Here is a 26,595-nt window from a genome sequence, read left to right as displayed (position 1 = left end):
GGCGGGGTGATCACTACGTTAGCGGAATTCCCCGGTGACGCCTAATCAGACGCCCGGAACGAATTTCGACATGCGGAATTCAATCCCGTTGAGGAGCCGTGCAGTAGTGAGGTGCCGCGAAGCGGCGGGATGGCTGTACGGGGCCTGTCGACTCCGTGACAACTCGGAGAACACTACACGAGGAGGCGAGGTGGTTCAAACCCGTGCGGAGGCGAGGGGTGGGCCGGTACGTTGTGGGGCATGACCGCGCGTGCGCTCGTACAGCAGTGGTGGCCCGCCTGACGGCGGCCGCCCAGCAGCGCATGCGATGACCACGGCCGCCACCTCGGCGGCCGTTCGCGTATCTCCCTTCCGTAACCGGCCGGTGCAGGCGGCGGTCCCGTTGAGAAGAGGGATGGATGAGCGAGAGGGTCGAGCGGGCGGGGATGACCGGCGGGGTCGCGGCGCGGGTGTTCAGCGGGGTGAAGCCGACGGGGCACCTGACGTTGGGGAACTACCTCGGGGCGGTGCGGCGGTGGGTCGCCGAGGACCAGCACCGGGCGGACGCGTTGTTCTGTGTGGTGGATCTGCACGCGCTGACGGTGGAGCACGATCCGGCGCGGGTGCGTCGGCTCAGTCGGCAGGCGGCGACGTTGTTGCTGGCGGCGGGGCTGGATCCGGAGCGGTGCACGGTGTTCGTGCAGAGCCACGTGGACGAGCACGCGCGGCTGGCGTATCTGATGGAGTGCACCGCGAGCGTCGGCGAGATGCGGCGGATGGTGCAGTTCAAGGAGAAGGCCGCGCGGGAGGAGACGGCCGGGGTGCGGCTGTCGCTGCTGACGTATCCGGCGCTGATGGCGGCGGACATCCTGGCATACGGGACGGACGAGGTGCCCGTTGGCGAGGACCAGGCGCAGCACGTGGAGCTGACGCGGAATCTGGCGGTGCGGTTCAACCGGCGGTACGGGCCGGTGTTCGTGGTGCCGCGGGCGACGCAGCCGCCGGTGGCGGCGCGGGTGATGGACCTTCGGGATCCCCGGTCGAAGATGGGCAAGGGGACCGTGGTGCGGGACGGCGGGGCCGGTGTGATCCATCTGCTGGACGAGCCGGACGTGGTGCGGCGGAAGGTGATGCGGGCCGTGACGGACACCGGGGCGGACGTGGCGTACGACCGGGAGGCGCGGCCGGGGGTGGCGAACCTGCTGGATGTGTTGGCGGCGTGCCGGGGGGATGTGGATCCGGCCGGGTTGGCGGCGGAGTACGGCTCGTACGGGGTGTTGAAGCGGGACGTCGCGGAGGCGGTGGTGGAGCTGTTGCGGCCGGTGCGGAAGCGGCACGCGGAGTTGGCGGCCGATCCGGGGTACGTCGACAAGGTGTTGCGGGCGGGGGCCGAGCGGGCGCGGGACATGGCGCGGCCGCGGGTCGATGCGGCGTATGAGGCGGTGGGGCTGCTGCCCGCGGGGGCGTAGCGGCCCGTAAGGGGGAGGGGAACAGATCCCGTAGGGGACGGGAGCGCCCCCTACGGGGCCACAACGATGGGGGGTGGGGCGGTATTCCCGCGGGGCCGGCCGCCGGCCGGGCCGATTGGCTCGACGTGGCCGCCGGCCGGTTCGTAACCGACGGCGGCCGGTTCGAGGCCAGTTGACGGACCGCGTCGGTGGCCGGTTAGCGGCCAGTTCGCCGCCGGTTCGCGGCTGACGGCCAGTTCGTTTCCAGTTGGCGGCCGGCAGCGGCTGATTCGCGGCCGGCGGCGCTGGCCGGTTCGCGTCCGCCGGCGCCGGCGGCGCTCAGCCCCCGCCTCTCGTGCTCAGCACCCGCCTCCCGTGCTCAGCCCCCGTTGCCCGTGGCCAGTTCGCGGCTGCGGTCGCGGGCGGCTTCCAGGGCGGCGATCAGGGCGGCGCGGACGCCGTGGTTCTCCAGTTCGCGGATGGCGTTGATGGTGGTGCCCGCGGGGGAGGTGACGTTCTCGCGGAGTTTGACGGGGTGCTCGCCGCTGTCGCGGAGCATCACCGCGGCGCCGATGGCGGCCTGGACGATCAGGTCGTGGGCCTTGTCGCGGGGCAGCCCGAGCAGGATGCCGGCGTCGGTCATCGCCTCGACGAGGAAGTAGAAGTAGGCCGGGCCGGAGCCGGAGAGGGCGGTGGCGGCGTCCTGTTGGGACTCCGGGACGCGCAGGGTCTTGCCGACCGTCGCGAAGATCTCCTCGGCGAGGGTGAGGTGGCCAGCGGTGGCGTGGGTGCCGGCGGAGATGACCGACATCGCCTCGTCGACGAGGGCCGGGGTGTTCGTCATGACCCGGACGACGGGGGTCTCCGGGGCCAGCCGTTCCTCGAAGTACGAGGTCGGGATGCCGGCGGCGCCGCTGATGACCAGGCGGTCGGCCGGCACGTGCGGGGCCAGCTCGGCGAGCAGGGTGCCCATGTCCTGGGGCTTGACGGTCAGGATCAGGGTGTCGGCGGCCTTGGCGGCCTCGGCGTTGCTGACCGCCTCGACGCCGTAGCGGGTCCGCAGATGGTCGGCGCGCTCCTGGCGGCGGGCGGTGACCAGCAGGTCGGAGGGCGCCCAGCCGCCGCGGATCATGCCGCTGAGCAGGGCTTCGCCGATTTTTCCGGTGCCGAGTACGGCGACCTTCTGGGCCATGCGTTCACCTCGCCGGTGGTGCGTGATCGGTACGGGGCCATCCTCGCACCGGTGGGTGGCGGTGCGCCGTGGGCGTCCACGGAACGGGCAGAGCGGGCAGCCCGGCGGCCGGGGCCCCGGGGCGCGCGCCGTCGCGTGGTTCGGGGCCGGCGCCAGAGGGGTCGAGCCAGTGGGGCGGAAATGACCGTAAGGTCGGGGAACTTGCGTTCGTCCGTCCGTCGTCGGCCCGAGGAGTGCCGTGAACCGCCGCCCCCACCGCAGCTGCGGTGCCATAGCCGCGCTGTCCGTCGCCCTGCTGCTGTCCTCCTGCGCGCCCGGGGGTACGGCCGTCAAAGGGGCGGCGGGCGGCGGCGGGCTGGGCGACCCGCTCTTCCCGGCGCTGGGCAACGGCGGCTACCGCGTCAGCCACTACGGGCTCGACCTCGACTACGACGTGGCCGAGCAGCACCTGGACGGCACCGCCACCATCACCGCGAAGGCGGGCAAGGACCTGCGCTCCTTCCAACTCGACCTGGAGGGGATGACGGTGACGGGCGTCCGGGTCGACGGCACGGACGCCGGGTTCAGTCGCAAGGGGCACAAGCTGGTGGTCCGGCCGACCGCCGGGATCGGCAAGGGCGAGGAGTTCCGGACCACCGTCCGCTACCGCGGGACGCCGCAGGAGATGCGGGACGAGGACGGGGCGTCCGAGGGCTGGGTGAAGACCGCCGACGGCGCGTTCGTCGCCGGGGAGCCGGCCGGTTCGATGACGTGGTTCCCCGGCAACAACCACCCCAGCGACAAGGCCGCCTACGACTTCAGGATCACCGTGCCGCAGCGCTACACCGCGGTCGCCAACGGGCAGTTGCGCTCGAAGCGGACGGTCGACGGGCGGACCACCTACGAGTGGCACAACCCGGAACCGATGGCCAGTTACCTCGCCACCGCGACGATCGGCACGTTCGACGTCCAGGAGTCCCGCACCCCGCAGGGGCTGCCGCTCTACGTCGCGGTGGACCCCAAGGAGGCCAAGGCCAGCCGGAAGGCGCTGGCCCGGTTGCCGGAGATCCTGGCGTGGGCGACGAAGCTGTTCGGCCCGTACCCGTTCTCGTCGGCCGGCGCGATCGTGGACCACACCCCGGACCGGATCGACTGGGTGGCGCTGGAGACCCAGACCAAGCCCGTCTACGCCGGCGCGCCGGACGCCGAGACGGTGGTGCACGAGACCGCCCACCAGTGGTTCGGCAACTCGGTGACGCCGAAGACCTGGCGGGACACCTGGCTCAACGAGGGGTTCGCGACCTACGCCGAGTGGCTGTGGGAGGAGCGCGAGGGCGGCCGGACCCCGCAGGAGCAGTTCGACGCGCTCTACGACTCCGACGAGGACCACCCGCGCTGGGAGTTCCCGCCGGGCGAGCCGGACGGCCCGGCGGAGGTGACCGGGACGCCGGTCTACGAGCGCGGCGCGATGGTCCTCCAGCAACTGCGGAACGCCGTCGGCGACGAGACGTTCTTCTCGATCCTCAAGGAGTGGCCGGCGAAGCACCGGCACGCCAACGCCGACAGCGCGGACTTCATCGCGTTCTGCCAGGACCGCACCGACGAGGACCTGACCGAGCTGTTCGACGACTGGCTCTTCGGGGACGGGCAGCCGGAGTGGGAGTACGACGCGACGGCGTGAGGCCGGCGGGCGGGCGGCGGGGCGCGCCGGGTGCGCGCCGCCGCTCGCCCGCGCGCGTGCTCACTCCTCGTCGAGGTCCAGGTGCCCCAGCTTGTCCGGGTTGATGACGGCGTCCACCTCCGTGATCAGCCCGTCGTGGACCGTGAAGGCGAAGACCCCGGACGGGTACGCCCCCGACGTGTCCGCGAAGACCACCCCCAGGGCACCGTTGACCTCCCGGACCGCCAGCCGCATGCTGCCCGGCGCGAACTTGCGGGTGACCATGCCCCAGACGTAGCGGGCGACCTTCTCCCGGCCCAGTACCGGCCGGCGTGCGGCGCTCACCTTGCCGCCGCCGTCCGAGCGCCACACCACCTCGGGGTCGAGGACGGTCAGCAGCGCCTCGAAGTCCCCGCCCGTGACGGCCGACAGGAACGCCTCGACGGTGCGCCGGTGTTCGGCCCGGTCGACGGTGCGGCGCGGCGCCTCGGCCCGCACCCGGCGACGCGCCCGCGAGGCCAACTGCCGCACCGCGTCCGGGGTGCGCCCGACCGCCTCGGCGATCTCCGGGAACGGCACCGCGAAGACGTCGTGCAGGACGAAGGCGGTGCGCTCGGCCGGGGTGAGCCGCTCCAGGACGGTCATCAGGGCCATGCCCACCGACTCGTCGAGGGTCACCCGGTCCTCCGGGCCGTCCGGGCCCCCGGACGGGGCGCCGCCGACGGCCCCGTCGAGCACCGGCTCCGGCAGCCACGGGCCCACGTACAGCTCGCGCCGGGCCCGGGCCGAGCCCAGCAGGTCGTAACAGATCCGGCTCACCACGGTGGTGAGGAAGGCGCGCGGGCTCTCCACCGGCGGGTCCTCGGGGAGCGCCTGCCAGCGCAGCCACGCCTCCTGCACGGCGTCATCGGCGTCGCTGACCGTCCCCATGATCCGGTACGCCACGCCCCACAGCCGTCCCCGCTGCTCCTCGAACCGCGCCAGCCGCTCGGCCCGGACCGGCCCGTCCGCCGTCCCGTGTTCCCGCTCCGCCATGGTCTGTTCCCGCCTCCCCGCTCGCGGGCCGCGGTCGTGCACCGGCGGCCCCGGAACGAGGACGACGCTAGGCGGCGGAGTGTGACGCGCGCGCCCCGGGCCCGGGGTGACGGTGCATCACGCGCGGGCCGGGCCGCCGCTACCGCCGCTTCTTCCCCTTCGGCTTGCGGGCCGACGGGTTCCCGGTGCGGTTCTCCCGGCGGCGGGCGTGGCGCTCGCGCGCCGCCTCGTACTCGGCGCGGCGGAGCTTCTCACCGGGCGCCTCGACGAGGCTGCGGCAGAAGTAGGCCAGCAGCGAGCCGATGAAGCCGATCAGCATCAGGCTCTGCAGGGACCGTTCGGCGGAGCTGTCGGCGGCCGGGTCCGGGCGGCGCACGAAGCCGTCCCAGGTGCGGCGGAAGGCCAGCGCGCTGCAGATCGCGAAGCCGACCACCACCAGGCCGTTGACGAACGAGCCGACGTCGGCGGTCGACAGGCCCTGGAAGCCGAACCGCAGCACCAGCGCGCCGATCGCGGCCAGCGCCAGCGAGCCCACCGCGACCCCGGCCCGGCGCAGGCCGTATCCGCCGTCGTGCTCGACCCAGGTGGTGCCGAAGAACCGGATCTCCTCCGGTTCCGGGCCGCCCGGGGGCTCGGTCCGCTCCGCATCGCTCATGGCGTCGATTATCCCCGGGGCCCGCCGACCCGGTCGTGCGGCCGGCCGCCGGTCCGTGCGCCACGGCCGGCTCGCCCGCCCCGCGGTCAGCTCATGCAGCCCGGCGCGACCATCCCGTTACTGCCGGTGCGCACGTACGCGTCGGAGACGTACTGGTTGGGCCCGATGCTGTCCCAGAGGTTGGAGGTGCCGCACGGGCCGGAGACCCACTCGCCGCGCCGCTGGCAGCGGATGGTGATCAGGGAGCCGGCCGGCAGTTGGCGGACGACCGGGGTGTTGGTGCCGGGCCCCTGGCGGACGTTGACGCGGTAGCCGGCCGCGAGCGGGTAGCCGCCGCCCCCCGAGGCGAACGCCATGGCGAGCGGCACCGGCGTCACCGCCGCGTCCGCCCCGCCGTCCTGCTGGAAATCCTGAGTGGTCATGCGTGTTGCCCCCCGTTGCTGGATGGCCGCCCGACGGTGCCGGACGGTACGTTTCCGGCCGCCTGTTCGACGCCGTTGTCGCGCACGCTAGCAAGCCGACGCCGTCCCGGACGCGCCATCGACTAGGCTCCGCGCGTCGCACTTGCGACCGATTCGGTACGGGAAGTCCAGGGGAAAGACACGGGGGTGGGACGATGCCGCCGCTGCGCGACTCCGGGCCCGGCTCGGAAGCGGAGCGTCCGGAATACGCCGGGCACTACCGCCTGGAGTCGCGGCTGGGGTCCGGGGGCATGGGCGTGGTGCATCTGGCCCGGTCCTCCTCCGGGCTGCTGCTCGCGGTCAAGGTCATCCACGCCGATTTCGCCCAGGACCCCGAGTTCCGGGGCCGGTTCCGGCAGGAGGTGCTGGCCGCCCGGCGGGTCAGCGGCGCCTTCACCGCCCCCGTCGTGGACGCCGACCCGGACGCCGAGCGCCCCTGGATGGCGACCCTCCACATCGCCGGCCCGACCCTCTCCCAACACGTCAAGCGGAACGGCCCGCTGGCCCCCACCGAGGTACGGCGGTTGGGCGCGGGCCTGGCCGAGGCGCTGCGCGACATCCACCGCGCGGGCGTGGTCCACCGCGACCTCAAGCCCGGCAACGTCCTGCTCTCCGCCGACGGCCCGAAGGTCATCGACTTCGGCATCTCCCGCCCGTCCGACAGCGAAATGCGCACCGAGACGGGGAAGTTGATCGGCACCCCGCCGTTCATGGCCCCCGAGCAGTTCCAGCGGCCGCGCGAGGTCGGCCCGGCGGCGGACGTCTTCGCCCTGGGGTCGGTGCTGGTGCACGCCGCCACCGGGCGCGGCCCGTTCGACTCGGACAGCCCGTACCTCGTCGCGTACCAGGTGGTGCACGACGAGGCGGACCTCTCCGGGGTGCCGGACGAGCTCGTCGGGCTCATCGAGGGCTGCCTGGCCAAGGACCCGGCCCGCCGCCCGACGCCGGACCGGCTGATGCAACTGCTGTGCACGGACGCGCCGATGACGGTGCCGGCCGATCTGGCGCCGGGCGAGGACGCGCTACCGAACACGGTCCCCGGCGACACCCGGGTCCCGGCCCCGCGGCAGCCGCCGGCCGCCGAGTCCGCGCCGCCCGGCACCGCACCCGCCCCGTTCCGCGCCGAGCCCGCCCCGTCGCGCGCCGAGGCCACCCACATCCGCGCCCGCACCCCGGACCCGGCCGCGCTCACCGCCCCGGAGCGGGAGGAGAAGCCCCCGTCCGGCAAGCGCCGCCCCCGGCGCCGTCGTCTCCTCTGGGCGGCCGCCGCCACCCTCGCCGCCCTCGCCGGCGCCGGCACCTGGGCGCTCACCGCCGGTTCCCCCGAGGACTCCGCCCTCCAGACCCACGCCCCGTCCGCCCCGCGTGCCGCCTTCCACCCCTGGCGCACCACGATCGTCGAGCGCCCCGACGGTTCCGCCGCCGAGATGCCGTACTGCACGGCCGGTGACGGCGCCGTCTTCTGCGGCCAGTCCGGCCTGCCCGCGGCCCGCCTCGCCCCCGGCTCCGGCGAGGTGACGTGGCGTCACAAGGCCCCCGCTGCGGGCCCGGTGGCCAACGCCCCCACCGCCCCCGTCCTCTCCGGCGGCCACCTCTACGTCTTCGCCGACGGCGGCAAGCGCCTGCTGGCCCTCGACCCGTCGGCCACCGGCAACGGCGCCGTCCGCTGGAGCCTGGACGTCTCCGGCTACGCGGGCGGCGCGGCCGTCGTCGCCGACCGCATCCTCCTCACCTCCGGCGACGGCACGATCACCGCCCTGGACACCACCACCCACGCCCAACGCTGGCGCAAGCGCTTCCCCCACCACCGCTTCCCGCACTTCACCTCGTACGGCGACCCGCGCACCGCGTACGCCGCCGAGACCCTGCCCACCGCCACCCCCACCACCCAACTCACCGCCATCGACCCGACCGACGGCACGCTCCGCTGGTCCCGCCAGCTCCCCGGCCTCCTCACCCTGGCCGGCCCCGGCTCCTCCGGCGCGCTCTACCTCACCGTCGGCGACCCGGTCTACGACGGCGTCACCTCCGCGGTCCTCCGCTACGACCCCGCCACCCAGAAGACCCGCACTCTCCCCCTGAACGCCCGGCTGCAGAACGTCTCCGCCACCGTCCAGGGCGACACCGCCTACCTCCTGGCCGAGGGCGGCACCCTCCGGGCCGTCGGCGCCCGCACCTGGGACACCGAAACCTCCGTCAGCCGCGGTTCCGCCCCCGTCGTCGTCGGCAACCGCCTCTACTTCGCCGCCGCCGACGGCCGGCTGCTCGCCGTCGACACCACCACCGGCGCCCTCCTGGGCCAGACCCCGCCCCGCCTCACCGCCACCCGCCGCAACGGCTACCTCCAGGCCGTCCCCGCCCCCGCCCTCGACACCGCCCACGACCGCATCTACGCCGCCTCCCCGGACGGCACGGTCTTCGGCGTCGCGACGAAGGACCCGGGGCGGTGGTGAGGGGGCGGCATGGCGCGGTCAAAGAGACCGCCCGCTGTGCCGGTTGAGCTCCGCAACGCTGTCGCGCAACGCGGCGGACACCGGCACCGGCTCGATATCCGCCGGGTCCACGTCCCACTCCACCCCGCCGTCCAACGGCCGGAGCTGGAAACAGGCCCCCTCGCGGTCCATGACCCGCCCCACCCGCTCCCGTAGCCGGTCTCGCACGATCTCGCCCTTCGTGGGCACGTACCCGCTCACGGCCGCGCACCTCCGGCCCGGTCTCCAATGACGTCCGCCAGCCGCCGCGCGGTCTGCGGGTTGCAGCGACCCAACTCGATGAGCGGACGCGGCGGTTGGCCGCTGTACGACAACGGGTCGACGGACAGCGACGGCAGCACGATCCCGCTCCGTGCGAGCGCATCGGCCAACGCGTCCCGCGCCGCCTCGGCCTCGGCGATCTTGTCGCTCGTCATAAGGGCTGCTCCTTCTGCGGTTTCCGTGCCTGACACCTCGGAACGCAACTACCCTGCGTGTTCCGGCCATTACAAGAATGGACCTGGAATCGGGCAGGGATGCCGCTCGTCGGGGCTACTTCCGCGCCCGGGCCGTTACTTCCACACCTTCCACGCAGGAGGTCGCCATGCCGCCGAGAAGGGTCGTCACCGGGCGGAGCCCGGACCCGCGCCGCCGTTTCGCGGAGGAGCTGCGGTTACTGCGGGAGCAGAAGGGCGACAGCCTCCGACGGCTCGCCGAGGTGCTCGGCTGGGACGCGTCCCTCTTCGGCAAGATGGAGAGCGGAAAGACCCTGGGCAGCCCGGAGGTCGTGGAGGCGCTGGCCCAGCACTACGGAGTGGGCGATCTGCTCCTAACCCTCTGGGAGTTGGCCGTAGGCGACCCAAAGCAGTTCAAGGAGCAGTACCGGCGGTACATGGCCTTGGAGGCGGAGGCGCTGAGCATGTGGCACTTCGGGGTCAGTACCGTCCACGGACTTCTTCAGACTGAGGGCTACGCGCGCGCCTTGCTCGGGGCAGGCGGCATCGCCGGTGAAGAGCTGACACGCCAGGTGGAGGCACGCATGGGACGCCGCCAAACTCTGAACGGCGATGACCCGCCGCAGTTCCGCACCATCCTTTCCGAAGCCGTGCTCCGCACATCGCTGACGGATACCGAAGAGTGGCAGAAGCAGCTTGAGTACCTAGTAGAGATGTCCGAGCGCCCGAACATCACCCTCCAGGTGCTGCCGTTCAGCGCGGGACTGCACGGCTTGGACAGCACCTCCGTGATCTTCCTCCGGCTGTCGAGCGGCTGCGCCGTGGCCTACACGGAGAACGCCCACCGTGGCGAACTCATCGAGGAAACCGCATCGGTTGAGCGCTTGCAACGCGCGTACGATGCGGTGCGTGACCGGGCATTGCTCCCGGACGCATCACGGAAGTTCGTCATGCGGATGTTGGAGGATGTGCCGTGCGACCCATCGACCTGAACACCGTCACGTGGCGCAAGAGCTCATACAGCAACTCCGACGGCGGCGCCTGCGTCGAGGTTTCCGACGACCTCCTGACGAACACCGTCTGGCGCAAGTCCAGTTACAGCAACACGGACGGTGGCAACTGCGTCGAGGTTGATGGCGCCCGCCCGCCCCTCGTCCCCGTACGAGACAGCAAGCGCCCCCAAGGCCCCGCCCTCGTCTTCGAAGGGGGCGCCTGGGACGCGTTCATAACGGCCGTCAAGCACGGCAGTTGGCGCTGAATCCAGGGGCGAACGCCGCTGGCCGACCCCGTCATCCGTGACAGGGGCGGCCAGCGCGCAGGTACAGGGGTACAGGCAAACGAAAGGCGTCAGCCGAGTCGGCTCACGTCGCGGACAGCGCCCTTGTCGGCGCTGGTGGCCATCGCCGCGTAGGCGCGCAGGGCCGCGGAGACCTTGCGTTCGCGGTTCCTGGGGGCGTAGACGCCGCCCAGCGCGGCCCGCCGCTCGGCCAACTCGGCCTCGTCCACCAGGAGTTCGATCGAGCGGTTCGGGATGTCGATGCGGATGCGGTCGCCGTCCCGGACGAGGGCGATGGTGCCGCCGGAGGCCGCCTCGGGGGAGGCGTGGCCGATGGAGAGGCCCGAAGTGCCGCCGGAGAAGCGGCCGTCGGTGACCAGGGCGCACGCCTTGCCCAGGCCGCGGCCCTTCAGGAACGACGTCGGGTAGAGCATCTCCTGCATGCCGGGGCCGCCCTTGGGGCCCTCGTAGCGGATGACCACGACGTCACCCTCCTTGACCTGCTTGGTCAGGATCTTGTCGACGGCCTCCTCCTGCGACTCGCAGACCACGGCCGGGCCCTCGAAGGTCCAGATGGACTCGTCGACGCCGGCGGTCTTCACCACGCAGCCGTCCTCGGCGAGGTTGCCGCGCAGGACGGCCAGGCCGCCGTCCTTGGAGTAGGCGTGCGCGGCGTCGCGGATGCAGCCGCCCGCCGCGTCGGTGTCGAGGGTCTCCCAGCGCTCGGACTGGGAGAACGCGGTCGCCGAACGCCGGCAGCCGGGGGCGGCGTGCCACAGCTCGACCGCGTCGGGCGTCGCCGCGCCGCTGCGCACGTCCCAGGCGTCCAGCCACTCCTTGATGGAGCGGGCGTGGACGGTGTGCACGTCCTCGTTGAGCAGCCCGCCGCGGTACAGCTCGCCGAGGATCGCGGGGATGCCACCGGCGCGGTGCACGTCCTCCATGTAGTAGGTGCCGCCGGGGGCGACGTTCGGGGCGACCTTGGCCAGGCAGGGGACGCGGCGCGAGACGGCGTCGATGTCGGTCAAGTCGTAGCCGACGCCGGCCTCTTGGGCGGCGGCCAGCAGGTGCAGGATGGTGTTGGTGGAGCCGCCCATCGCGATGTCCAGCGCCATCGCGTTCTCGAACGCGGCGTGGGTGGCGATGTTGCGCGGCAGGACGGCGTCGTCGTCCTGCTCGTAGTAGCGCTTGGCGAGCTCGACGACGGTGGCGCCGGCCCGCTCGTAGAGGTCCTTGCGGGCGGTGTGGGTGGCGAGCACCGAGCCGTTGCCGGGCAGCGAGAGCCCGATCGCCTCCGTCAGGCAGTTCATCGAGTTGGCGGTGAACATGCCCGAACACGAGCCGCAGGTGGGGCAGGCGTTCTCCTCGATGCGGAGGATGTCCTCGTCGGAGACGCTCTCGTTGGAGGCGTCCACCATCGCGTCGATCAGGTCCAGCTTGCGGACGGTGCCGTTGACGAGGGTGGCGCGGCCGGCCTCCATGGGGCCGCCGGAGACGAAGATCGTGGGGATGTTGAGGCGGAGCGCCGCCATCAGCATGCCGGGGGTGATCTTGTCGCAGTTGGAGATGCAGATCAGCGCGTCGGCGCAGTGCGCCTCGACCATGTACTCGACCGAGTCCGCGATCAGGTCGCGCGAGGGCAGCGAGTACAGCATGCCGCCGTGGCCCATGGCGATGCCGTCGTCGACGGCGATGGTGTTGAACTCCCGCGGCACCGCGCCCGCGGCCTTGATCGCCTCGGAGACGATCCGGCCGACCGGGGCGAGGTGGGTGTGCCCGGGCACGAACTCGGTGAAGGAGTTGGCGACCGCGACGATCGGCTTGCCGATGTCCTCGCTCGCTACGCCGGAGGCCCGCATAAGGGCGCGGGCGCCCGCCATGTTGCGGCCATGGGTAACGGTGCGGGACCTCAGCTCGGGCACGATGGTCACTCCCTCGGAAACGGGCGTACAGCCGGGATGCGGACGTACAGCGTCGGCGCCGTACGGCGGGCCATACAGCAGCTGATCCCGAGATTACGCTGCCGATCCAAGATCTGGACATTGCCTCCGGAATATGAGACGCCCGACCGGACTGCGGACACCCCGCCAGGGGCCGGCGCCCGCCTACTTACCGGGAACCCAGGTCGGGGACGCCAGATGAAGCCGGGTGAAGGCCAGCGCCTCGGCCAGGTCGGCCTCGCGTTCGGCGACGGACATCGCCCGGCGGGTGTTGACCTCCACGACCACGTGACCGTCGAACCCGGTGCCGGCCAGCCGCTCCAGCAGCTCCGCACAGGGCTGGCTGCCACGCCCGGGCACCAGGTGCTCGTCCTTGGCGGAGCCGTTGCCGTCGGCGAGGTGGACGTGCGCCAGCCGGTCGCCCATCCGTTCCACCATCGCCATGGCGTCGTGCCGCGCGGTGGCGGTGTGCGAGAGGTCGACGGTGAAGTGGCGGTAGTCGTCGTTGGTGGGGTCCCAGTCCGGCGCGTAGGCGAGCATCTCGCGGTCGCGGTACCGCCACGGGTACATGTTCTCCACCGCGAACCGGACGTCCGTCTCGCCCTCCATCCGCCAGATCCCGCGGACGAACTCCCGCGCGTAGCTGCGCTGCCAACGGAACGGCGGGTGCACCACCACCGTCGAGGCCCCCAGCTTCTCCGCCGCCGTACGGGCCCGCTGGAGCTTGACCCACGGGTCGGTCGACCACACCCGCTGGGTGATCAGCAAACAGGGCGCGTGCACGGCCAGCACCGGCACGCCGTGGTAGTCCGAGAGCCGGCGCAGCGCCTCTATGTCCTGGCTGACGGGATCCGTCCAGACCATGACCTCGACGCCGTCGTAGCCAAGGCGCGCGGCGATCTCGAAGGCCGTCGCCGTCGACTCCGGATAGACCGAAGCCGTGGACAGCGCGACCTTCGCCCCGGGAATCCGCACCACTGGCTCTGTCACGAGGGACAGCGTAAGGGCCACCCCCGACCGCGCGGCAGGACACCGGCCACGTCACGCCCCCGCACCGCGACCCCTGTGACAGGCGAGAACCCGCACAACGCCTGGGACGCCACCCCTCCCCCGCAACCAGATGTGATCTCCACCGCATTACCCACGCCACAGGAGCACCCCACCGACCCACGCCGGCAACGCTCCCCACCGGGCCGCACCCGGGAGCCACAACGCGGGAAGCCCCACCCAGGGGCCTACGACAGATGATCCAACCGCCGCAGGATGACCCCCTCCCGCAGCGCCCAGGGACAGATGTCCAACGTGTCCACCCCGAACAGATCCATCGTCGCCTCCGCCACCAGCGCCCCCGCGAGCAGCTGCCGCCCCCGCCCCTCGGAGACCCCCGGCAGCTCGGCCCGCTCCCGGGCGCTCATCTGGGCCAGCCGCGGCACCCACTCCTCCAACGTCTTGCGGGGCAGCTCCCGTTGGACGTACAGCCCCTCGGAGGACCGCGCCGCCCCCGCGATCCGCGCGAGCGCCTTGAACGTCTTGGACGTCCCGACGACCTGGTCCGGCGTCCCGTAACGGGCGAAGTCGCTCACCACCCGTGCGATCCCGGCCCGCACCCGACGCCGCAGCGCCCGCACGTCCTCCGTGCCCGGCGGGTCCTCCCGCAGGTCCGCCCCGGTCAACCGCCCGGCCCCGTACGGCAGCGAGACGGCCACGTCCGGGTCCTCGTCCAGCCCGTAGGCGACCTCCAGCGAGCCGCCGCCGATGTCCAGCACCAGCAGCCGCCCGGCCGACCAGCCCAGCCAGCGGCGGGCGGCCAGGAAGGTCAGCCGCGCCTCGTCCTCGCCGGAGAGGACCTGGAGCGCGACCCCGGTCTCCTCGGCGAGGCGACGCAGCACCGCCTCGCCGTTGGTGGCCTCGCGGATCGCGGAGGTGGCGAACGGGAGCACGTCCTCGACGCCCTTGTCCTCGGCGACCTGCCGCGCCTCCCGGATGGTGAGCACCAGGCGGTGCACGCCGTCGTCGCTTATGGCACCGTCCTCGTCGAGGAGTTCGGCCAGGCGCAGCTCCGCCTTGTGCGAGTAGGCGGGCAGCGGGCGTGCGCCGGGGTGTGCGTCCACCACCAGAAGGTGGACCGTGTTCGAACCCACATCGAGGACACCGAGTCTCATACGTGGAAACCTACTGCCGCGGCGGGAGACACTCGGCGCCGGCCGTACGCTGGACCCGTGGCAAAGACGAAACAGGCGAAGCACCAAAAAGCCGAAAAGGCCCTGAAGAAGGAAGAAAAGCGGCGCGCCAAGGCCGCCGCGGCTGCCGACGCCGCCGCGGCCACGCAGTCCGGCGACGGGGCCACGGCCGACGAGGTCGGCCTCGACTTCGCCCGCGCCTGGGTCACCTTCCCCGACCCCGGCGACGACGAGCAGCTCTTCCGCTGCGACCTGACCTGGCTGACCTCCCGCTGGACCTGCATCTTCGGCAGCGGCTGCCAGGGCATCCAGGCCGGCCGGGCGGACGACGGCTGCTGCACGCTCGGCGCGCACTTCTCCGACGAGGAGGACGAGGAGCGGGTCGCCCAGCACGTGGCGCGACTCACGCCCGACGTATGGCAGTTCCACGACGTGGGCACCGGCACCGGCTGGACCGAGGTGGACGAGGACGGCGAGCGGCAGACCCGCCGCTGGCAGGGCTCCTGCATCTTCCAGAACCGCCCCGGCTTCAAGGGCGGCGCCGGCTGCTCGCTGCACATCCTCGCGCTCCGCGAGGGCCGCGAGCCGCTGGAGACCAAGCCGGACGTCTGCTGGCAGCTCCCGGTCCGCCGCACCTACGACTGGATCGACCGGCCCGACGACAGCCAGATCCTCCAGGTCACCATCGGCGAGTACGACCGCCGCGGCTGGGGCCCGGGCGGCCACGACCTGCACTGGTGGTGCACCTCGGCGACCTCCGCGCACGGCGCCGGCGACCCGGTCTACGTCACGTACCGGCCGGAGCTGACCGAGCTGATGGGCGAGGCCGGCTACGCCAAGCTGGTCGAGCTGTGCGAGCAGCGGCTGGCGTCCGAGCTGCCGATGGCCCCGCACCCCGCCGACCCCAAGCCGCGGGCCGCCGGCGCGCAGTAGCCACCGCTCCACGCCCCCCGGGCCGCGGCCGCCGTCCCCGGCGCCGCGGCCCAACTCCCGCCTGCCGACGGCGAGTAGCCGCCCGCGGCCGCCCCTCGCCTCAGGTCGCCGGCCGCGTCGTGTGCCACGGCCGCACCGGCGGAGTCGCCCGGCCGCCCGCCCCGGTGCCCGTCCCCGTGCCCCCGGTGGTGCGCGCCGACGGATTCCCGGGCGCGGCCGACGGCGACGCCCCCGTAGACGACGAGGGCGCCGGCCCCGTGGCCCCGCCGCCCGTGGACCGCGGCGTCGGGTGGAAGGACGGCGCGGGTGCGGGCCGCGGAGCCGCCGAACCGGCCGTCCCCGTCGCCTCCTCCGGCCCCGGCCCCGGCGCCGGCTCCGTCGCCCCGTGCCCCTTCATCGTGACGATGGTGCCGCCGGGCTCGATGATGATCGCGGACCGCCAGCGGCCCTCGGGCTCCCGGTCGTGATCCACGTAGACCGTGATCCGTACCTTCTGCCCCGGTTTCAACTCCCCGGCGGTATGGCTCATTTGGATCCACGGCGCGCGCGACGACGCCCGCCAGTGCACCGGGGTGGCACCGGAGGCCCTGATCGTGATGGCCGTGGTGCCGGCGTCCGGCTGCGCGGCGACCGTCAGCCGCCCCGGCCCGCGCTCCTCCCGGCCGCTGGGCGGCGTCGGACCGGCGCCCGCACCCAGCACCGCGACGGAGACGTCCGACGCCCCCTCGCCGGCCCGGGTCGTGGGCCGCGGCGACGTCGGCCGGGCGTTGCCCGCGTTCTCGTACGGGCGGCCGTCCAGCCGGTCGCCGGTCACCGCGCCCTCGACCGCGTTGGCCGCCACCGTCGTCGACAGCACGTTCGCCCCAGCCGTCTCCGGGACGCTGCGGTAGGCCGCCCACAGCGCGAACACCGGCGCGGCCAGCACGGTCGCCACGACGGTGGTGGTCAACGCGCGGTGCCGCAGCCGCCGGCGGCGGGCGGTGCGGTCCGTGGGGGCGACCGGGAATCCCCGGCGGTCATAGCGTGGAGAACCGTTTGCTCCACCGCTCCGGCCGCCCGGGGCCGGGCCGGCCCCGGGCACGCCCTCCGCCCGCCCCGACCGCGCCGCCCGGGCCGCCACCAGCGCCGCGCACACCGCCGAACGGTCCGCGGCGACCAGCGGCAACGCGCCGTGGGCGGCCGGCGCGGTGCCCGGCCAGGGCCCGGCGGCGGTGGCCCGCTCGGCGGTCCGGCGGCACTCCGCGCAGTCGTCGACGTGCCGCACCAGCTCCCGGCGGAGCGTCGCGCCCAGCAGTAGCTGGCTGCCGCCGGCGAGCCGCGCGACGTCCCGACACCGCCCGAACTCGACCACCGCCAGCGCCGCCCCGGTCCGCTCCACCTCGCAGGACGCGGCGGCCAGCAGCGTGCGGGTGGCGGTCGGGTCGGCGCCGGTCACCGCGGCGATGTCGTCCGGCGTCAGCCGGTGGCGCACCGAAAGCTCCAGCACCTCGCGCTGTTCGGGGGTGGTGCCGGCCGCCTCCGGCCAGGCCAGCGCGGACAGTTCCCGCTGCCGCGCCGGGGTCCGCCCGGGGTCGGCGGGGTGGGGCGCGCCCGGGCCGGCCTGTTCGGCGAGCCGGCGCAGGCACGCCCAACGGGCCAGCGCGTAGAGCCAGGGGCGGAAGCGGGTGGCGTCGTCGGGGCGCCGGCCGTGCTGGCGCTCGGCGAGCGCGAGCGTCTCGCCGAGTACGGCGGCCGCCGCGTCGTGCTCGCACAGCACGGACAGGCAGTAGGTGAACAGCCCGTCCAGATGGGGCTCGTAGCGGTCCTGGTGCTCGGGGCGGCGGGGCCGCCCGTCTGTCTGCGGCCGGTGCCGACGCGGCTCGGCGGTGCGCGACCGGAGTGCGCCGGTGGTGTGCGTAGGGTGCTCGGGCCTGCTGCTCATCACCCCGGCGACGGTAGGCGGATGATGCAGCCACGCCCGCGCGGCAGGGTCACTTTTAACCCTTACGGGTGACCATCTCCCTCAAAAGAGGACACAGATCTGCTATTCGGCCGCGGCGCGCGCTCGGCGCACGCCACCCGCCCGGCGCAACTGCCACCGACACCCCCCGCTGTCACACCCCGCCGCTACGGTTGGCGTCATGGCAACTCGTAAAGCGTCGGCCAAGGAGCGCCCCTCGTACCGCTGCACGGAGTGCGGCTGGACCACCGCCAAGTGGCTCGGCCGCTGTCCGGAGTGCCAAGCGTGGGGCACGGTCGAGGAGTTCGGCGGCACCCCGGCGGTGCGCACCACCGCGCCCGGCCGGGTCACCACCGCCGCGCTGCCCATCGGCCAGGTCGACGGCAGGCAGGCCACCGCCCGCACCACGGGCGTGCCGGAGCTGGACCGCGTGCTGGGCGGCGGGCTGGTCCCCGGCGCGGTGGTGCTGCTGGCCGGCGAGCCCGGCGTCGGCAAGTCCACCCTCCTGCTGGACGTCGCCGCCAAGGCCGCCTCCGCCGAGCACCGCACCCTCTACGTCACCGGCGAGGAGTCCGCCAGCCAGGTCCGGCTACGCGCCGACCGCATCGGCGCCCTCGACGACGACCTCTATCTGGCCGCCGAGACCGACCTCTCCGCCGTCCTCGGCCACCTGGACAGCGTCAAGCCCTCACTGCTGATCCTGGACTCCGTGCAGACCGTCGCCTCCCCCGAGATCGACGGCGCCCCCGGCGGCATGGCCCAGGTCCGCGAGGTCGCCGGCGCGCTGATCCGGGCCTCCAAGGAGCGCGGCATGTCCACCCTCCTGGTCGGCCACGTCACCAAGGACGGCGCCATCGCCGGCCCCCGCCTCCTGGAGCACCTGGTCGACGTCGTGCTGCACTTCGAGGGCGACCGGCACGCCCGGCTCCGCCTCGTCCGCGGCGTGAAGAACCGCTACGGCACCACCGACGAGGTCGGCTGCTTCGAGCTGCACGACGAGGGCATCACCGGCCTCGCCGACCCCTCCGGCCTCTTCCTCACCCGCCGCGCCGAGCCCGTTCCCGGGACGTGCCTGACGGTCACCCTGGAGGGCCGCCGCCCCCTGGTCGCCGAGGTCCAGGCGCTCACCGTCGACTCCCAGATCCCCTCCCCCCGCCGCACCACCTCCGGCCTGGAGACCTCCCGGGTCTCGATGATGCTCGCCGTCCTGGAGCAGCGCGGCCGGATCAGCGCCCTCGGCAAGCGCGACATCTACAGCGCCACCGTCGGCGGCGTGAAGCTCAGCGAGCCGGCCGCCGACCTCGCCGTCGCCCTCGCCCTGGCCAGCGCCGCCAGCGACACCCCGCTGCCGAAGAACCTGGTCGCCATCGGCGAGGTCGGCCTGGCCGGCGAGGTCCGTCGGGTCACCGGCGTCCAGCGCCGCCTGGCCGAGGCCTCCCGGCTCGGCTTCACCCACGCCCTGGTCCCCGGCGACCCCGGCAAGATCCCCGCCGGGATGCGGGTCCTGGAGGTCGCCGACGTCGGCGAGGCGCTGTCCGTGCTGCCCAAGCGGGTCCGCCGGGAGGCCCCGCGGGAGGAGGAGGCGCGCCGGTAGACTTTGCCCCGGTCTCGCCCGTCACCGCCGTCCCACCGCCGGCTGCGTAGCTCCTGGGTACTCTCCTCGGTACGCACCGCGGCACCGGCCGGGCGGCCCGGACCGACCGACCATGCGACGGAGGAGTGCAGTGGCAGCGAACGACCGGGCGTCGTCTCCCGGCAGGTCCGCAGGGACCGGCACCGAGAGCCTGATGCGCGCCTCGCTGAGCGCCGTCGCGCCCGGTACGGCGCTGCGCGACGGCCTGGAGCGCATCCTCCGCGGCAATACGGGCGGCCTGATCGTCCTCGGCTTCGACAAGACCGTCGAATCGATGTGCACCGGCGGCTTCGTCCTCGACGTGGAGTTCACCGCCACCCGCCTGCGCGAGCTGTGCAAGCTGGACGGCGCCCTGGTCCTGGACAAGGACATCACCAAGATCCTGCGCGCCGGCGTCCAGTTGGTGCCGGACGCCTCCATCCCCACCGAGGAGACCGGCACCCGCCACCGCACCGCCCAGCGGGTCTCCATCCAGACCAACTTCCCGGTGGTCTCGGTCAGCCAGTCCATGCGCCTGATCGCGCTCTACGTGGACGGTGAGCGCCGCGTGCTGGAGGAGTCCGCCGCGATCCTCTCCCGCGCCAACCAGGCGCTGGCCACCCTGGAGCGCTACAAGCTCCGCCTCGACGAGGTCGCCGGCACCCTCTCCGCCCTGGAGATCGAGGACCTGGTCACGGTCCGGGACGTCTCCGCGGTCGCCCAGCGGCTGGAGATGGTCCGCCGGATCGCCACCGAGATCGCCGAGTACGTCGTCGAACTGGGCACCGACGGCCGCCTGCTGGCCCTCCAGCTCGAAGAGTTGATCGCCGGCGTGGAGCCGGAGCGCGAGCTGGTCGCCCGGGACTACGTCCCCGAGCCCACCGCCAAGCGCTCCCGCACGGTCCCCGAGGCGCTGGCCGAGCTGGACGCGCTCACCCACACCGAGCTGCTCGAACTCCCCATCGTGGCCCGCGCGTTGGGCTACAGCGGCTCCCCCGAGACGCTGGACTCGGCGGTCTCGCCGCGCGGCTTCCGGCTGCTGGCGAAGGTCCCCCGCCTCCCCGGCGCGGTCATCGACCGCCTGGTGGACCACTTCGGCGGCCTCCAGAAGCTCCTCGCGGCCTCCGTCGACGACCTCCAGGCCGTCGAAGGCGTCGGCGAGACCCGCGCCCGCTCGGTCCGCGAGGGCCTCTCCCGCCTGGCGGAGTCCTCCATCCTGGAACGGTACGTGTAACGGGGCAGGCGGCGGGACGGGCGGGGCAGGCCAGGTCGCAACGCCTCGCCCCGCATCGCTTGACGGCGCACCGGGCGTCGCGTTGGGCGGCGCACCGGGCATCGCCTCGGGCGGTGCACCGGGCATCGCGCCCGCGGAACGGGAATACCCGCCCCCACCCCCGCGTTGAGGGCCCCACAGGGGGCGCTCACGTCCCCTACGGGATGCGTTCGGCACCCCCCTAAGGCCCCACCCCGCCCCACCCCGCCCCACCGCAGGCCGCGGCCTACCGCAGCACCGCCGCCTCCTTCTCCTCCGGCAGCCCCACCGCCGGCCGGTCCGGCCGCTGCGGCGCCACCCCGCCGATGCTCCGCAGCCACTCCCAGGTGTCCGCCACCGTCTCGGCGACCGGCCGGCACCGCAGCCCGGACGCCAACGCCTTGCCGACATCGCCCCGGTAGAACGCCTCGCATTCCGGCCCGCCCTGCGGCAGCCAGATCGGCAGCTCCGTCCACGGCGCGATGCCCGCCGCGAGGACGTCCTCCGGTGCCGTCCACCGGAGTTCGGCCGACGAGCCGGTGACCCGTACGCAGCTCTCCAGCAGCTCGCCCATCGTGGCGTGCCCGGGCTCGCTCACGAGGTTGTAGCCACCGGACCGCCCGTCCCGTACGGCGTCGAGGATCCACTCCGCCAGGTCGCGGGCGTCGATGTACTGGAGCGCCAGGTCGCGCGGGCCCGGTGCGAGGACCGGCCCGCCGCGGGCGATCCGGGTCAACCACCACGGCAGCCGCCCGATGTTCTCGTACGGGCCGAGGATCAGCCCGGCGCGGACCAGCAGCGCCCGGTCCGAGAACGCCTCGGCCGCGGCGAGTTCGCCGCCCCGCTTCGCCCGCGCGTAGTCGTCGGCGTCGGCGTCGTCCGGGGAGCCCGCGACCAACGCGGCCGCCTCGCTGATCCGTTGGGCCGGCGGAAAGGCGTACACCGAGGCGCTGGAGACGTAGGCGTAGTGCCCGACCCGGCCGGCGAGCAGCCGGGCGGCGTCCCGGACCGCGACCGGCGCGGCGCTCCAGGTGTCCACGACGGCGTCCCACTCGCCGTCCTCCAGGGCGGCCAACCCGCCCGCCGCCAACCGGTCGCCGTGTCGCACGGTGACCCCTTCGGGCGCCGCGTGCCGGCCCCGGTTGAAGACCGTCACGTCCCAACCCCGGGCCAGCGCCGCCTCGGCGACCGCCCGCCCCACGAACTCCGTACCGCCCAGAATCAGTAGCTTCATGACGGCGACTGTGCCGCAGCGGCCCGGACGTCACCAGCGGCGCACGCTCTCAGCGAATCCCCTACGGGCGGAACTTCCGGAGGCCCCTCCTCCGGGCCGTCCCGGCAACGCCCCACGGCCGTCCCGACCGGCAGCCCGGACCGCCGACCACCGGCCCGCGGCCGTCAGCCCTTCGCCAGCACGAACGACGTCTTCGCCGCCGTCAGCCCGGGCACCTTCGCCTCGATCAGATACTTCCCGGCCGGCACCGCCGCCGCGCTCGGCGTCGCGCACTGAGGGCCGCTGGCCCGACGGTCCCACTCGACGGTGCGGGTCACGGTGCCCTTGGCGGGCACCTGGAGCAGCGCCGGGGAGCTGTTCGACGGGCAGTCGTCGGAGGCCCACACCCGGTCGTCGGCCGTGGCGTCGTTGATGGTGAGCACCGTCGCCTTGCGCCCGAGGTCCACCTTGCAGGCCGCGCCCCCGGAGTTGGTCACCTTCAGCTCGAACTTGGGTGTCTCGTCCGGCGCGTAGGAGTCCTTGAGGCTGCGCAGCGCCAATTCCACCGTTCCGGATGCGCAGTTGGGGAGGGAAGCGCCCGCCGCGACGGGGGCGTCGCCGCCCGCCGGCTGACCGATCGGGGTGCCGCCGGAACCGGCACCGCCGGCCGCCGAACCGCCGCCGGAACCTCCGCTTCCGCCGCCGACCGCGCCGCCCGCGGTCCCGCCACCCGACCCCGACGCCCCGCCGGCGCCCGACTCGTCGCGGCCGCCCGGCTTTTGACTGATCGCCGGCCCGCTCGGCGCCGGCCCCGGCGTGATGGAGGCGGCGGGTCCGGATCCCTGCGCGCCCTTGCCCTCGTTGGCCGTCTTCTCGTCGCCCCCGCCCAGCGTGAGGATCCACACCACCAGGGCGATCAGGAGGACGGCGACGGCCAGCGCAACGGCCCTCCGCCGCCAGTAGATGGAGGACGGAAGCGGCCCGATCGGATTGCGCAGTGATCCCACGCGAAAACTCTACGAGAGATCCGGACCGGCACCGGCCAGTACCCGCCGCATCAGGCTGCAACTTTTCCCATCATCGGCCCGGCGACGGTCCGTGGCACCCCTCCCCAACGCCCGTGCGCCGCCCAACGGGACAACGGCACGACGAGACGGGGGCGCGGGAACCGCGGCCGCCCGCCCGCTGTCGCGCCGTTGCGCCTACGCCCGCCACTCTTCCTTGTGGCCGAAACCCTGCGTGTTGTCGATCAACCGGAGCCAGTCCGGGCGCAGTTCCCACAGCGCGGTCCGCTCCAGGGCCGCGCGCAGCCGCTCGTCGGCCGCGACGAAGGGGAACCGGGCCGTGTAGACGCGCCACCCGGCGTCCCGCTCGTCCCCGTTCAACGGACGGCAGCCGCCCCGCCCCTGAACCCCGGTCAGCCCGCTCCACTCCTGGCCGTCCCGCTGCACCGTGAACGCCACCCGCGCACCGGGCTCCCCCAGGGCCCGACCGTGCCGGGTGCTCGTGGCGGTGACGAAGTACAGCGTCGGCGTCCCGTCGGCGGCCTCCCCGGCCGCGTAGAGCACCGCGCACGCCTGCGGCCCGTCCTCGTCCGCGTACGCCAGCGTCACGGTGGTGTGCGCGTCCAACGCCCGCCGGATGCCGACCGGACACGCCGCGCCCCCACTATCCCCGGCGTCCCGGTCGTCGCCCCTCTGCCCGCCGCTCGTCCGCTTCTCCACGCTGCCGCCCATATCGCTCACGCCACCCATCCTCGTACGCCCCTGCCACCCCCTGCGCACTGCCCGCCCCTTCCTGCGTGTGGGTGGGCGCGCGGCGGGGCGGGGCGGGTGCGTTTCCCGGGGGCGGGCGGGCGTGCCAGGATCGGCAGTGCCATGACTTCCACGCCTGCCATTCCCAGTGCCATGACCGCCGCCGCCGAGAACGCCTCCGCCGCCGCATCGGCCGCGGAGGCCGCGGACGGGACCGGGCTGCACCGCCCCGTCACCGACTGGTTTGCCGAGCACGCACGCGACCTGCCCTGGCGCCGCCCCGAGGCGGGCGCGTGGGGCGTGATGGTGAGCGAGTTCATGCTCCAGCAGACGCCGGTCAGCCGCGTGCTGCCGGTGTACGAGCAGTGGCTGGCCCGCTGGCCGCGGCCCGCCGACCTCGCCGCGGAGCCGCCCGGCGAGGCGGTGCGCGCCTGGGGCCGGCTCGGCTATCCGCGGCGCGCGCTGCGGCTGCACGCCGCGGCCTCCGCCATACAGGAGCGCCACGGCGGCGACGTCCCCCGTGAACACGCCCAGCTGCTGGCGCTGCCCGGCGTCGGCGAGTACACCGCGGCGGCCGTCGCCTCCTTCGCCTACGGGCAGCGGCACGCGGTGCTGGACACCAACGTGCGGCGGGTCTTCGCCCGCGCGGTCACCGGCCGCCAGTACCCGCCGAACGCCACCACCGCCGCCGAGCGCAAGCTGGCCCGCGCCCTGCTCCCCGAGGACGAGGACCTCGCGGCCCGTTGGGCGGCGGCCACCATGGAGCTGGGCGCGCTGGTGTGCACCGCCCGTTCCCCGGAGTGCCACCGCTGCCCGATCGCCGCGCAGTGCGCCTGGCGGCTGGCCGGGTCGCCGGCCCACGAGGGCCCGCCGCGCCGCACCCAGGCGTACGCCGGGACCGACCGGCAGGTGCGCGGCAAGCTGCTGGCCGTGCTGCGCGACGCGGTCACGCCCGTGCCGCAGGGCGTGCTGGACCAGGTGTGGGACGAGCCGGTGCAGCGGGCCCGGGCCCTGGACGGGCTGGTGTCGGACGGCCTGGTGGAGCCACTGGGCGGTGGCCGCTACCGGCTGCCGCACTCCTGACCTGACCGTGGACGCCGCCGGGGCGTCCGAAACACGGCGTCAGAGTCGCGTATGTCACGGTCTCGTCATGTGACGTCCCCGCCGTTCTCCTCGTCTTCTCGGGCGCGGTCCCTCCCCAGGGGCCGCGCCCGTCGCTCGTCCCCACCGGGACGGGAGGCGGCGCGCCCGCCCCTCGACGGACGCCGCACGAAGAGAACGTACGACGAGAACAGAGCGCACGAAGAGAACAGAGAAGAGAACCGGGACGGCCGCCCCAGCGGAAACCGATCCCCCGCCGAACTGGCCGGATTACGCCCGAACAAGGCGCGTTCCCTCGCTCGTCGGCCGGCTCGGACACTTTCCGCCGCGCCCCGCAGGACCTTTGTCCCCCCAGGTGGGGGCCCGGCCTCCGTCGGGAGTATGACGCCGTCACGGGCCCCGTCGGCCCCAGGTATGACCCCCGGCGCGCTGTTACACAACCGACGGTCTTCCGTGCACTCCCTGAGGGTCCGACGCACATTACGTCGCAACACCCCCTCCGTAGCGTCGTTCCCGTGCTGGAGATGACCGCCGGCACGGACAACGCGGGGAAACGCAAGCGGATCGGAGGCGTCGGAATGGCGACCAGCGGCGGCAAGGTACTGGACTTCGAAGAGTACGTGCGGACCCGGCAGGATGCCCTGCTGCGCAGCGCCCGGCGCCTGGTTCCGGATCCGGTCGACGCCCAGGACCTGCTCCAGACGGCACTGGTCCGCACCTACGGCCGCTGGGACGGCATCGCGGACAAGTCGCTGGCGGACGCCTACCTCCGCCGCGTCATGATCAACACCCGCACCGAGTGGTGGCGCGCCCGCAAGCTGGAAGAGGTGCCCACCGAGCAGCTCCCCGACGCCAGCGTCGACGACGGCACCGAACAGCGCGCCGACCGGGCCCTGTTGATGGACATCCTCGGCGTGCTCGCCCCGAAGCAGCGCAGCGTCGTCGTGCTGCGGCACTGGGAGCAGATGAGCACCGAGGAGACCGCGGCCGCGCTCGGCATGTCCACCGGCACCGTCAAGAGCACCCTGCACCGCGCCCTCGCCCGCCTCCGTCAGGAGCTGGAGAGCCGCGACATAGACGCCCGGGTACTGGAGCGTGGGCAGCAGGAGCGGGAGCGGTGCGCGGCCTGACCGGCGCCGACGGAACGACCGACGTGCCCGGCACGCGCGGCCCGAGCGTCACGTCCGGCACGGCCGGCAACCCCGGCACGACCGACACGACCGGTGACGTAATCAAGCCCACAGCCCGGCACACAGCTCGGCGCGGGACAATCTCCACAGGAGCAGCGGCCGGGCGCACGGCGACAACGGGATCGGCGGCTGAGCGAGCGGCACGGTGAGCGGGAGCGGATTGTCCAGATACAGGCTGACCAGAAGCCTGACCAGAAGCGGTTTGACCAAGGGCGGCGCGGCCACGGCGGGCGTGGCCGCCGTCGGCCTTTTGCTGGCCGGGTGCAACCCCGGTGGCGAGGGCATACGCAAGGAAGGCGCCGCCAGCCACACCCCCGCGCCCCGGGGCGCGATGAGCGCGACCCCGGCGCCCAGCCCGAGCGCGCACTACAAGAAGGTCAACGCCGTCCAGTTGCTCGCCGACGACCCCAAGGTCGGCCCGGACGTGAAGCGGGCCGTCGCCAAGCCCTGCGCCGCGCACGAGTACCCGATAGAGGTGACCTACGCCTCACTGACCGGCGGCAAGACCCCGGACGTCATCGTCAACGTGATGACCTGCGCGGATTCCGTCGGCATCGGCACGTACGTCTACCGCGCGAAGGCCGGCGCCACCGACGGGTATGACAACGTGTACACGAACGAACAGCCGTCGGTCTACGCCGGAGTGAGCAAGGGCGAGCTGGAGGTCTCCAAGCAGACCTACGAAGCCGGCGACAAGGTGTGCTGCCCCTCGGGGGAAGATGTGATGACGTATCGCTGGGCGAACGACCACTTCACCGAGTACGACCGGTACCACACCGACTACAGCAAGACCACCGTCGACGAGACCCCCGACGACGGCAACGTCGGCACCGGCAACGGCTCCACGGGAACGGAGGGCTAGAGACACCG

24 protein-coding genes are annotated in these 26,595 nt (G+C 73.6%); 11 read left to right on the top strand and 13 right to left on the bottom strand.

The genetic code is table 11. The features are described from left to right. Positions 1-398: 398 nt before the first annotated feature. Positions 399-1,448 (top strand): tryptophan--tRNA ligase, encoded by a 1,050-nt coding sequence (gene trpS, locus ACIQU6_RS22080; RefSeq protein WP_403483355.1) that lies wholly within the window; start codon positions 399-401, stop codon positions 1,446-1,448. Positions 1,449-1,806: 358 nt separating this feature from the next. Here trpS and proC read toward each other — a convergent pair whose 3' ends face one another. Next, on the bottom strand, positions 1,807-2,619 hold the full coding sequence (gene proC, locus ACIQU6_RS22075) for a pyrroline-5-carboxylate reductase (protein ID WP_403483354.1): 813 nt from the start codon (positions 2,617-2,619) through the stop codon (positions 1,807-1,809). A 238-nt stretch (positions 2,620-2,857) separates the two neighbouring features. Here proC and ACIQU6_RS22070 point away from each other — a divergent pair, with 238 nt between their 5' ends. Continuing rightward, complete coding sequence (locus tag ACIQU6_RS22070) at positions 2,858-4,279, top strand: M1 family metallopeptidase (protein ID WP_403483353.1); 1,422 nt, start codon at positions 2,858-2,860, stop codon at positions 4,277-4,279. Between the two features lie 60 nt (positions 4,280-4,339). Here ACIQU6_RS22070 and sigJ read toward each other — a convergent pair whose 3' ends face one another. The 3 genes from sigJ to ACIQU6_RS22055 all read right to left on the bottom strand — a co-directional run bounded on the left by sigJ (position 4,340) and on the right by ACIQU6_RS22055 (position 6,370). Further along, positions 4,340-5,293 (bottom strand): RNA polymerase sigma factor SigJ, encoded by a 954-nt coding sequence (gene sigJ / locus ACIQU6_RS22065; protein ID WP_403483352.1) that lies wholly within the window; start codon positions 5,291-5,293, stop codon positions 4,340-4,342. Between the two features lie 139 nt (positions 5,294-5,432). Beyond that, on the bottom strand, positions 5,433-5,948 hold the full coding sequence (locus tag ACIQU6_RS22060) for a hypothetical protein (protein ID WP_403483351.1): 516 nt from the start codon (positions 5,946-5,948) through the stop codon (positions 5,433-5,435). A gap of 86 nt (positions 5,949-6,034) precedes the next feature. Next, a complete protein-coding gene (locus ACIQU6_RS22055; protein WP_403483350.1) occupies positions 6,035-6,370 on the bottom strand; it encodes an SH3 domain-containing protein in 336 nt (111 codons plus the stop codon). Positions 6,371-6,564: 194 nt separating this feature from the next. Here ACIQU6_RS22055 and ACIQU6_RS22050 point away from each other — a divergent pair, with 194 nt between their 5' ends. Further along, positions 6,565-8,862, top strand: a complete 2,298-nt coding sequence (locus ACIQU6_RS22050; protein ID WP_403483349.1) for a PQQ-binding-like beta-propeller repeat protein — start codon at positions 6,565-6,567, stop codon at positions 8,860-8,862. A gap of 18 nt (positions 8,863-8,880) precedes the next feature. Here ACIQU6_RS22050 and ACIQU6_RS22045 read toward each other — a convergent pair whose 3' ends face one another. Then, a complete protein-coding gene (locus ACIQU6_RS22045; protein ID WP_403483348.1) occupies positions 8,881-9,102 on the bottom strand; it encodes a hypothetical protein in 222 nt (73 codons plus the stop codon). Next, the gene (locus ACIQU6_RS22040; RefSeq protein ID WP_403483347.1) at positions 9,099-9,317 is read right to left on the bottom strand and encodes a hypothetical protein; all 219 of its coding nucleotides are present in this window, start codon (positions 9,315-9,317) and stop codon (positions 9,099-9,101) included. The genes ACIQU6_RS22045 and ACIQU6_RS22040 overlap by 4 nt, the downstream gene beginning before the upstream one ends. Positions 9,318-9,484: 167 nt before the next feature. Between ACIQU6_RS22040 and ACIQU6_RS22035 the strand changes: the two genes are divergently transcribed. Both ACIQU6_RS22035 and ACIQU6_RS22030 read left to right on the top strand, forming a co-directional pair. Next, positions 9,485-10,327 carry a helix-turn-helix domain-containing protein gene (locus ACIQU6_RS22035; protein WP_403483363.1) on the top strand — a complete coding sequence of 281 codons (843 nt, stop codon included), beginning with the start codon at positions 9,485-9,487 and terminating at the stop codon, positions 10,325-10,327. Beyond that, positions 10,309-10,593, top strand: a complete 285-nt coding sequence (locus ACIQU6_RS22030; RefSeq protein WP_403483346.1) for a DUF397 domain-containing protein — start codon at positions 10,309-10,311, stop codon at positions 10,591-10,593. Before ACIQU6_RS22035 ends, ACIQU6_RS22030 begins: the two co-directional genes overlap by 19 nt. A gap of 89 nt (positions 10,594-10,682) precedes the next feature. On the opposite strand, the gene ilvD is transcribed toward ACIQU6_RS22030, so the two are convergent. The 3 genes from ilvD to ACIQU6_RS22015 all read right to left on the bottom strand — a co-directional run bounded on the left by ilvD (position 10,683) and on the right by ACIQU6_RS22015 (position 14,713). Then, positions 10,683-12,533: a dihydroxy-acid dehydratase gene (ilvD, locus tag ACIQU6_RS22025; RefSeq protein WP_403483345.1), complete on the bottom strand. Its 1,851-nt coding sequence runs from the start codon at positions 12,531-12,533 to the stop codon at positions 10,683-10,685. Between the two features lie 183 nt (positions 12,534-12,716). Beyond that, positions 12,717-13,541 (bottom strand): sugar phosphate isomerase/epimerase family protein, encoded by an 825-nt coding sequence (locus ACIQU6_RS22020; RefSeq protein ID WP_403483344.1) that lies wholly within the window; start codon positions 13,539-13,541, stop codon positions 12,717-12,719. Positions 13,542-13,786: 245 nt separating this feature from the next. Then, on the bottom strand, positions 13,787-14,713 hold the full coding sequence (locus ACIQU6_RS22015; protein ID WP_403483343.1) for a Ppx/GppA family phosphatase: 927 nt from the start codon (positions 14,711-14,713) through the stop codon (positions 13,787-13,789). Between the two features lie 57 nt (positions 14,714-14,770). Between ACIQU6_RS22015 and ACIQU6_RS22010 the strand changes: the two genes are divergently transcribed. After that, positions 14,771-15,664 (top strand): hypothetical protein, encoded by an 894-nt coding sequence (locus ACIQU6_RS22010; RefSeq protein WP_403483342.1) that lies wholly within the window; start codon positions 14,771-14,773, stop codon positions 15,662-15,664. Positions 15,665-15,764: 100 nt separating this feature from the next. Here the strand turns inward: ACIQU6_RS22010 and ACIQU6_RS22005 are convergent, their stop codons facing one another. Then, positions 15,765-17,585 (bottom strand): sigma-70 family RNA polymerase sigma factor, encoded by a 1,821-nt coding sequence (locus ACIQU6_RS22005; protein WP_403483341.1) that lies wholly within the window; start codon positions 17,583-17,585, stop codon positions 15,765-15,767. A 199-nt stretch (positions 17,586-17,784) separates the two neighbouring features. Between ACIQU6_RS22005 and radA the strand changes: the two genes are divergently transcribed. Together radA and disA are read left to right on the top strand one after the other, a co-directional pair. After that, positions 17,785-19,197, top strand: a complete 1,413-nt coding sequence (gene radA, locus ACIQU6_RS22000) for a DNA repair protein RadA (RefSeq protein ID WP_403483340.1) — start codon at positions 17,785-17,787, stop codon at positions 19,195-19,197. 130 nt (positions 19,198-19,327) lie between these two features. Beyond that, on the top strand, positions 19,328-20,449 hold the full coding sequence (disA, locus tag ACIQU6_RS21995) for a DNA integrity scanning diadenylate cyclase DisA (protein ID WP_403483339.1): 1,122 nt from the start codon (positions 19,328-19,330) through the stop codon (positions 20,447-20,449). Positions 20,450-20,714: 265 nt separating this feature from the next. Here the strand turns inward: disA and ACIQU6_RS21990 are convergent, their stop codons facing one another. The 3 genes from ACIQU6_RS21990 to ACIQU6_RS21980 all read right to left on the bottom strand — a co-directional run bounded on the left by ACIQU6_RS21990 (position 20,715) and on the right by ACIQU6_RS21980 (position 23,416). After that, positions 20,715-21,701 (bottom strand): NAD-dependent epimerase/dehydratase family protein, encoded by a 987-nt coding sequence (locus ACIQU6_RS21990; RefSeq protein WP_403483338.1) that lies wholly within the window; start codon positions 21,699-21,701, stop codon positions 20,715-20,717. A gap of 164 nt (positions 21,702-21,865) precedes the next feature. Then, positions 21,866-22,687, bottom strand: a complete 822-nt coding sequence (locus ACIQU6_RS21985; RefSeq protein ID WP_403483337.1) for a hypothetical protein — start codon at positions 22,685-22,687, stop codon at positions 21,866-21,868. Between the two features lie 195 nt (positions 22,688-22,882). After that, the gene (locus tag ACIQU6_RS21980; RefSeq protein ID WP_403483362.1) at positions 22,883-23,416 is read right to left on the bottom strand and encodes a pyridoxamine 5'-phosphate oxidase family protein; all 534 of its coding nucleotides are present in this window, start codon (positions 23,414-23,416) and stop codon (positions 22,883-22,885) included. 141 nt (positions 23,417-23,557) lie between these two features. Between ACIQU6_RS21980 and ACIQU6_RS21975 the strand changes: the two genes are divergently transcribed. From ACIQU6_RS21975 to ACIQU6_RS21965, 3 genes are all read left to right on the top strand, one after another. Beyond that, positions 23,558-24,517, top strand: a complete 960-nt coding sequence (locus ACIQU6_RS21975; protein ID WP_403483336.1) for an A/G-specific adenine glycosylase — start codon at positions 23,558-23,560, stop codon at positions 24,515-24,517. Between the two features lie 596 nt (positions 24,518-25,113). Continuing rightward, positions 25,114-25,665 carry a SigE family RNA polymerase sigma factor gene (locus ACIQU6_RS21970; protein WP_403483361.1) on the top strand — a complete coding sequence of 184 codons (552 nt, stop codon included), beginning with the start codon at positions 25,114-25,116 and terminating at the stop codon, positions 25,663-25,665. Between the two features lie 262 nt (positions 25,666-25,927). Then, the gene (locus ACIQU6_RS21965; RefSeq protein ID WP_403483335.1) at positions 25,928-26,587 is read left to right on the top strand and encodes a hypothetical protein; all 660 of its coding nucleotides are present in this window, start codon (positions 25,928-25,930) and stop codon (positions 26,585-26,587) included. Positions 26,588-26,595: the final 8 nt, after the last annotated feature.

This window comes from Streptomyces sp. NPDC090442 (assembly GCF_044769405.1).
In the GTDB taxonomy this organism is placed as follows: domain Bacteria; phylum Actinomycetota; class Actinomycetes; order Streptomycetales; family Streptomycetaceae; genus Streptomyces.
This window is presented reverse-complemented; position numbering and strand designations above follow the sequence as displayed.

Coding starts and splice junctions, on each gene's coding strand:
- ACIQU6_RS21975 (WP_403483336.1), top strand. CDS start 23,558: ATGACTTCCACGCCTGCCATTCCCAGTGCCATGACCGCCGCCGCCGAG.
- sigJ (WP_403483352.1), bottom strand. CDS start 5,293: ATGGCGGAGCGGGAACACGGGACGGCGGACGGGCCGGTCCGGGCCGAG.
- ACIQU6_RS22035 (WP_403483363.1), top strand. CDS start 9,485: ATGCCGCCGAGAAGGGTCGTCACCGGGCGGAGCCCGGACCCGCGCCGC.
- ACIQU6_RS22055 (WP_403483350.1), bottom strand. CDS start 6,370: ATGACCACTCAGGATTTCCAGCAGGACGGCGGGGCGGACGCGGCGGTG.
- ACIQU6_RS21970 (WP_403483361.1), top strand. CDS start 25,114: ATGGCGACCAGCGGCGGCAAGGTACTGGACTTCGAAGAGTACGTGCGG.
- ACIQU6_RS22040 (WP_403483347.1), bottom strand. CDS start 9,317: ATGACGAGCGACAAGATCGCCGAGGCCGAGGCGGCGCGGGACGCGTTG.
- radA (WP_403483340.1), top strand. CDS start 17,785: ATGGCAACTCGTAAAGCGTCGGCCAAGGAGCGCCCCTCGTACCGCTGC.
- proC (WP_403483354.1), bottom strand. CDS start 2,619: ATGGCCCAGAAGGTCGCCGTACTCGGCACCGGAAAAATCGGCGAAGCC.
- ACIQU6_RS21990 (WP_403483338.1), bottom strand. CDS start 21,701: ATGAAGCTACTGATTCTGGGCGGTACGGAGTTCGTGGGGCGGGCGGTC.
- trpS (WP_403483355.1), top strand. CDS start 399: ATGAGCGAGAGGGTCGAGCGGGCGGGGATGACCGGCGGGGTCGCGGCG.
- ACIQU6_RS22050 (WP_403483349.1), top strand. CDS start 6,565: ATGCCGCCGCTGCGCGACTCCGGGCCCGGCTCGGAAGCGGAGCGTCCG.
- ACIQU6_RS22060 (WP_403483351.1), bottom strand. CDS start 5,948: ATGAGCGATGCGGAGCGGACCGAGCCCCCGGGCGGCCCGGAACCGGAG.
- ACIQU6_RS21980 (WP_403483362.1), bottom strand. CDS start 23,416: ATGGGCGGCAGCGTGGAGAAGCGGACGAGCGGCGGGCAGAGGGGCGAC.
- ACIQU6_RS22005 (WP_403483341.1), bottom strand. CDS start 17,585: ATGAGCAGCAGGCCCGAGCACCCTACGCACACCACCGGCGCACTCCGG.
- ACIQU6_RS22015 (WP_403483343.1), bottom strand. CDS start 14,713: ATGAGACTCGGTGTCCTCGATGTGGGTTCGAACACGGTCCACCTTCTG.